Genomic DNA, 6,525 nt, shown 5'->3' with positions numbered 1-6,525 from the left:
GACGGGAGCCGAACAGTGCGAATGCCGGTGCATGCCCGTCGGCGGGAATCAATGCCGCGGCCGACGCCCAGGACAAGGGCGGTCCGGGGCTGATCGAGCGGATGGTCACCTCGAAACTGCGCGTCGCGCGTCCTTCGATTCGCACGGCGGAGCCGAGTGCCACCTACCGCTTGCCGCTCAGGGCCGACGCCCGCACCGTCGGGGTGACCGCGTACCGGCTCGGACTCACCGTCGACGGCCGCGAGACGCTGTCGGGCATCTCGTTCAAGGCGCGTCCGGGCGTGTTCACCGCGGTCGTCGGGCCCTCGGCCGCGCGCAACTCCGCCCTGCTCGGACTGCTCGCCGGCTCCAGGCAGCTCAGCTCCGGGCGCGTCACCGTCGACGGCCACGACGTGCACGCCGCGCCGCAGTCCATGCGCACCCGCATCGGCATCGTGTCGCCCGACGACCGCCTGCACCGGCAGCTCACGGTCGAACGGGTCGTGGGATACGCCGCCGAACTGCGCCTGCCGCAGGATGTTTCGCCCGAGCAACGAGACCGCGTGGTCAGCCAGGTTCTCGAGGAACTCGAGCTGACACCGCACCGGGCCACTCGGATCGGCAAGCTGTCGCCCGAGCTGCGCCGGTGCGCCGCGCTCGCGGTCGAGCTCGTCACCCGGCCGACGCTGCTCGTGGTTGACGAGCCGAACGCCGGCCTGGATGCGGAACAACAGCGCCACGTGATGGCGATGCTGCGCCGCCAGGCCGACATCGGCTGCGTGGTCGTGGCGGCCGCGTCATCGCAGACGTCGTTGACCGGCCTGGACCTGTGCGATCAGGTGCTGGTTCTCACCTCGGCCGGTACGACGGCATTCCTCGGGCCGCCCGCGCAGATCGGGGCCGCGATGGGCACGGCCGACTGGTCCGCGGTGCTCGCCCGGGTGGGCGCCGATCCCGGCGGAACCCATCGCGCGTTCCGTGCCCACCCGTCGGCGTCGGCGTTGACTGCGCCGCCCGAGGTGGCCGCCCCGTCGCCGCCGCCCGCCGAACCCCCGATGGCGCGGCAGGTCCGGCTGCTGGCCCGCCGCGACGTCAGGCTGATCTTCGCCGACCGGCTCTACTTCATGGTGGTGGTGGTTCTGCCGTTCCTGCTGGCGGGCGTGACGCTGCTGATTCCGGGCGATTCGGGCCTGGCCCGGCCGCCGGCGGGCGCCGCCCACCCGCACGAAGCCATCGAGATCCTGGCCGCTCTCAACGTCGCCGCGGTGATCATCGGCACCGCACTGACGATCCGGGCGGTGGTGGGCGAGCGGCGCGTCTTCCGGCGCGAGCAGACTCTCGGGCTGTCGACGACGGCCTACCTGGCCGCCAAGATCCTGGTGTTCGGCGTCGCCGCGGCCCTGTTGACGGCCATCGTGTTCGCGATCGTCGTCGCCGACAAGGGCGGTCCCACGCGCGGCGCCGCCTTGCTGCACAACGCCACCCTCGAGCTCTATGTGAGCGTGGCGGTGACGGCCATCGTGTCCGCGGTGATCGGGCTCGCGTTGTCGGCGCTGGGCACGCGGCTGCGTGAGGTGCTGCCCCTGCTGTTGCCGGTGATCCTGGCGTCGGCGCTGTTCAACGGGAGCCTCGTTCAGCTGGTGAGCAAGTGGGGCTTCCAGGAGATCTCCTGGTTCGTTCCCGCCCGATGGGGCTTCGCCGCCTCGGCATCGACGGTCGACCTGCGCAGGGTCGACGCGCTGGCCGCCGACTCCCAGACGTGGACCCACTACAGCGGTTGGTGGGTGTTCGACATGACCATGCTGGTGCTCTTCGGCGTGGCGGCGACGGGCTTCGTCCTCTACCGGCTGCGGCCCGAGCCCGGCCTGGCCGGCATCACATCGCCAACAACAGGAACTGAGTGACCTGGCGGGGCGAGAAGTTGTTGTCGCTGACCAGCACCACCGACTGGCGGCCGTCGGGCAGCTTGGGGCCCAGCGTGATGCCCTCGACATTGTCCAGCGGTGACAGTCCCGGCGTGGACGACAAATCGACCGCCAGCGTTTTACTCATGTGTGTCACCGCCCCGTGCTGCATCGACGGGGTGGTCAAAACGTCTGTCGCCGCCCCGATTTCGGCGCGGTAGATCCGCACCGTCGGCGGCAGGGCCGACGATCGTTCGATCACCAAGAAGGTGGTGTCCGACAGGGCGACCAGATCGGACACACCGTTGACATCGGCGGGCGGTGCCGGCGGCTCCATCGGGTAGGCGTATTGGGCGGTGGGCGCGCCGGTCGCGACGTCGAACTTCGTGATCCGGGTGAGGATGCGATGGCCGCCGTCGCTGAGCGGACCGTCGTTGTAGCCGGGGTCCTCCATCGCGGCGAACAGCGACCGGCCGTCGGGTGTCAGCGCCAGGCCCTCCAGCGCCTTGTCCCTGCGCGGGCCCATGCGCTGAACGGACATCGCCAGATTGGCCGGCAGGGTGAACTGGCCCAGGTAGGCGCCGTCGAGCGCGGCGGTCCGGATCCAGGGGTCCAGCAACACCGGGCCGGCGGTGAGCCGCTCACCTTCGGAGGACCAATACAGCCGCTGCCGGGCGGGATCGAACGCGATGCCTTCGGGGTCGGGGGGAACGATCGGCGGCGTGGTATCCGCCCTGAGCGGCGGGAACGGCCGGCCGGACGGGTCGAGCAGCGGATGGGTGCCGGTGAACGTGACTCTGTCAATTCCCCTGTCCGACAGGGACAACTGCACCGTGTAGAACCGGGCCGGATTCTTCTTGGAGCGATCATCGCTGATCACGTAGTAGAGCTGACGGCCCGGGTCGTAACTGAGCGCCGACAGCCCGCCGATGATGGTGCCGTCGAAGGTGGCGTCGAACGGGACCTGCGACTGGCCCAGATACGTCAGCATCGGCCGCGGCGCGGGCGGACGCCCGGACGCGCATGCCGCCAACGCCAGGGCGAGACACATGCACGCCACCCACCGCCTCATACCCGAGAAGGTAGCGGGCGAGCGTGCACTCAGCGCGAAAATCCGGCCTCGACCTCGCAATGAATGCACGTTCGGTGAAAATCGGGTTGTTGTTTCACGCACCGCGAACCGGGGGATACGGTCGGTTTATGGCGCCAGATAGCACAACCATTGCCGAGCAGCTGCGCAACGCCCTCGACGGGCGTTGGCGCGACGTCAAGAACCAGCTGCGGTCCACCATGAGCGAGGACCTCTTCCGCCCGCACTACACCCCGAACACGGTGATCGCGCGCACCAAGGTGGCCGAGCAGATGAGGATCATGGCCGCGTTCGGCGCCGCCGCGGACAACTTCCGCAAAGAACATGGCGGCACCGGCGACATCGGCGCCGCGATCACGATGATCGAGATGCTCGCGATGTCGGATCTGTCGTTGATGGTCAAGGCCGGCGTTCAATGGGGGCTGTTCGGCGGGGCCGTGGAAAACCTCGGTACCGAGCGCCACCACGAGGCGTACGTGAAGAAGATCATCAGCCTGGAATTGCGGGGCTGCTTCGCGATGACCGAGACCGGACACGGCAGCGACGTGCAGTCGCTGGAGACGACCGCGACATATGACCCCGCGACACAGGAGTTCATCATCGACTCCCCCACGCCGACGGCCCGCAAGGATTACATCGGCGGGGCGGCCGAAACCGCCACCATGGCAGCGGTATTCGCGCAACTGATCACGACCGAGAACGGCGAGCCGGTCCAGCACGGCGTGCACTGTCTGCTGGTGCCGATCCGCGACGCCGACGGCAACGACCTGCCCGGGGTGACGACGTCGGACTGCGAGTACAAGGGCGGCCTGCCCGGCGTCGACAACGGCCGCATCGTCTTCGACCACGTCCGCGTCCCGCGGGTGAACCTGCTGAACAAATACGGCGACGTGGCGCCGGACGGCACGTACAGCTCGCCGATCGAGAATCCCAACCGCCGGTTCTTCACCATGCTGGGCACGCTGGTGCGCGGGCGGATCACGGTGGGTGGCAGCGCGGGCGCCGCCGGTCGCGTCGCGTTGGACATCGCCACGCGATACGCCTTGCAGCGCAAGCAATTCAGCGCACCCGATGACGAGTCCGAGGTGCTGATCATGGACTACCTGGTGCATCAGCGGCGGCTGTTTCCGCTGATAGCCAAGTCGTACGCGCTGCAGTTCGCGCAGAACGAGCTGGTCAGTAAATGCCACGACATCCAGACCGCCGACGCCGTCGACGCCGACGAGCAGCGCGAATTGGAGGCGCGCGCCGCCGGCTTGAAGGCGGCCAACACCTGGCACGCGTCCCAGGCGATTCAGGAGGCGCGAGAGGCCTGCGGCGGCGCGGGCTACATGGCCGAAAACCGGTTGGTCGCGCTGCGCGGCGACACCGACGTCTTCACCACGTTCGAGGGCGACAACCACGTCCTGACGCAGCTGGTGGCCAAGGAGCTGCTGACGGCTTACGCCGACGACATCCGCAGCATGAGCCCCGTCGAATGGGTCCGCTTCGCCGCCAACACCGTCGGTGAGCGAGTGGTCAAACGCACTGCGGCAGAGACGATCATCCAAACCATCGTCGACGCCCGGCAGGACAGCGAGGAAGAGGGCAGCCTGTTCAACCGGGGCACCCAGATCAAGATGTTCGAGGACCGGGAGGAATACCTGCTCGCCTCCGTCGCGCGCCGGCTGCAGGCCAAATCCAAGGAGATGTCGGAGTTCGACGCGTTCAACGCGGTGCAGGACCACGTGCTGCACGCCGCGGCCGCGCACATCGACCGGGTGATCCTCGAAGCGTTCGTCGCCGGCATCGACGCCTGCCCGCACGAGGAGGCCCGCGAGCTGCTGGGCATCGTATGCGACCTGTACGCGCTGTCGGTGATCGAGGACGACAAAGCCTGGTACATCGAGCATCGGTACCTGTCCACCGAGCGCGCCAAGGCCGTCACCCGGGGTATCAACGATCGATGCCGCGCGCTGCGCCCGCACGCGCAAACGCTCGTCGATGGTTTCGGGATCCCCGAGCAGCTGCGCTATGCCGAGATGCTGCACCCGGAGAACTTGGCGGAGACGGTCACGAGCTGACGGGCTGCTCGCCGAGCATCTCCCAGCCGGACCGCGCCGCGTCCCGTTGCGGCCTGACGTATCTGACCCAGGTCAGGATCGCGGCGCCGACATAACAGATCAGAAAGAACCAGAACGCCGGCGTCTCGGTGTCGGCGCTGGCGTAGGACTGCCGCAGCACCAGGTTGATCACCACTCCCCCGAGTGCGCCCAGCGAGCCGGCGAATCCGATCAGCGCTCCTGCCCGCACGGTCTCCCAGTGCCGCCGCTCGGCGTCGGCGACACCCAGAGCACGGCTTCGCTCCGCCACGACCGACGGGATGAGCTTGAACACCGACCCCTTGCCGATGCCGCAAAAGATAAACAGCGCAATGAATCCGACGACGTAGCCGATTGTCGTGAAAGCCCCCACCGGGTCGCCGGGGACGCGGGTGAGGTCTTCGTGGGTGCTGACGGCGACCAGGAAGCCTCCGGCGGCGATCATGGCGGTCAGGACGATCAGCGTGACGCGACCGCCGTCGAAACGATCGCCCAGCCTGCCACCGACCACCCGCGCGATCGATCCCAACAGCGGTCCGACGAAGGCGATTTCGGCAGCGTGCAGGGCGGCCTGCCCGTGGCTTTGCCCGGCCGCCATCAGGTTGTGTTGCAGCACTTGGCCGAAGGCGAACGCGAAACCGATGAAGGATCCCGCGGCGCACATGTAGAGGAATGAGATCGCCCAGGTATCGGGAAACGACAGGACGGATCGCACGTGGGCGACCTCGATGGAGTGGTCGAGGTTGTCCATGAACAGCGCCGCGCCGACACCGACGACGGCCAGGAGCACCAGATAAACGGCGCACACCCAGTACGGCGCCCTATGGCCGGCGGTGGCCAGGACCACCAGGCCGACGGCCTGGATGGCCGCGGCACCAAGGTTGCCGATCCCGCCGGTGAGCCCCAGCGCCATGCCCTTGCGCCGCTGCGGATAAAAGGATTCGACGTTGGCCAGCGACGCCGCGTAGTTCCCGCCGCCCAATCCCGTCAGCGCCGCGCACACCAGGTAGGGCCACAGTGGCAGGCCGGGATGGGCCAGCAGTGCGATGGCTCCCACGGTCGGGATCAGGAGCACGACCGATGACAGCACCGCCCAGTTACGCCCGCCGAACCTGGCGGTACCCATCGCGTAGGGGATACGCACGAGGGCCCCGACCAGGGCGGCGGTGGCACCCACCAGCAGCTTGTCGCCGGTGGTGAAGCCGTAGACGTCCTCCGGCATGAACAGCACCATGACCGACCACAGGTACCAGATGGAAAAGGCGACGTGCATGGTCGCGATCGACCAGATCAGGTTCCGGCGGGCAATCAGCCTGTTCCCGGCTTCCCACGCCGCGACGTCCTCTGGGTCCCAGTGCGAGAGGCGCCGCGAGCTGCCCATGAGACCTGCCTTCCTCCGCCGGATCCACTGCCTGGCACTGGTTGTCAAGGATGACAGGGCTTGCCTGGTTATGGCGCAGCCCGGCGTAAG

4 protein-coding genes are annotated in these 6,525 nt (G+C 68.3%); 2 read left to right on the top strand and 2 right to left on the bottom strand.

From position 1 onward, the window contains the following. The first annotated feature begins 101 nt into the window (after window positions 1–101). Window positions 102–1,883, top strand: a complete 1,782-nt coding sequence (locus A5692_RS06730; RefSeq protein WP_068053758.1) for an ATP-binding cassette domain-containing protein — start codon at window positions 102–104, stop codon at window positions 1,881–1,883. On the opposite strand, the gene A5692_RS06725 is transcribed toward A5692_RS06730, so the two are convergent. After that, a complete protein-coding gene (locus A5692_RS06725) occupies window positions 1,855–2,955 on the bottom strand; it encodes an esterase-like activity of phytase family protein (protein ID WP_068053718.1) in 1,101 nt (366 codons plus the stop codon). The two genes, A5692_RS06730 and A5692_RS06725, sit on opposite strands and share 29 nt — an antisense overlap. A gap of 128 nt (window positions 2,956–3,083) precedes the next feature. Here A5692_RS06725 and A5692_RS06720 point away from each other — a divergent pair, with 128 nt between their 5' ends. Further along, window positions 3,084–5,036 (top strand): acyl-CoA dehydrogenase, encoded by a 1,953-nt coding sequence (locus A5692_RS06720; RefSeq protein ID WP_068053716.1) that lies wholly within the window; start codon window positions 3,084–3,086, stop codon window positions 5,034–5,036. Here the strand turns inward: A5692_RS06720 and A5692_RS06715 are convergent. After that, window positions 5,026–6,435 carry a NarK/NasA family nitrate transporter gene (locus tag A5692_RS06715; protein ID WP_068053713.1) on the bottom strand — a complete coding sequence of 470 codons (1,410 nt, stop codon included), beginning with the start codon at window positions 6,433–6,435 and terminating at the stop codon, window positions 5,026–5,028. The two genes, A5692_RS06720 and A5692_RS06715, sit on opposite strands and share 11 nt — an antisense overlap. Window positions 6,436–6,525 lie beyond the last annotated feature (90 nt).

Origin of the sequence: Mycobacterium sp. E342 (genome assembly GCF_001667665.1) — a bacterium.
Taxonomy (GTDB): domain Bacteria; phylum Actinomycetota; class Actinomycetes; order Mycobacteriales; family Mycobacteriaceae; genus Mycobacterium.
Note: the sequence above shows the minus strand (reverse complement) of the source record. Positions and strands in the feature narration are given on the sequence as shown.

Excerpts from the sequence above, each read along its gene's own strand:
- A5692_RS06730 (WP_068053758.1), top strand. The coding sequence starts at position 102 with ATGGTCACCTCGAAACTGCGCGTCGCGCGTCCTTCGATTCGCACGGCG.
- A5692_RS06725 (WP_068053718.1), bottom strand. The coding sequence starts at position 2,955 with ATGAGGCGGTGGGTGGCGTGCATGTGTCTCGCCCTGGCGTTGGCGGCA.
- A5692_RS06720 (WP_068053716.1), top strand. The coding sequence starts at position 3,084 with ATGGCGCCAGATAGCACAACCATTGCCGAGCAGCTGCGCAACGCCCTC.
- A5692_RS06715 (WP_068053713.1), bottom strand. The coding sequence starts at position 6,435 with ATGGGCAGCTCGCGGCGCCTCTCGCACTGGGACCCAGAGGACGTCGCG.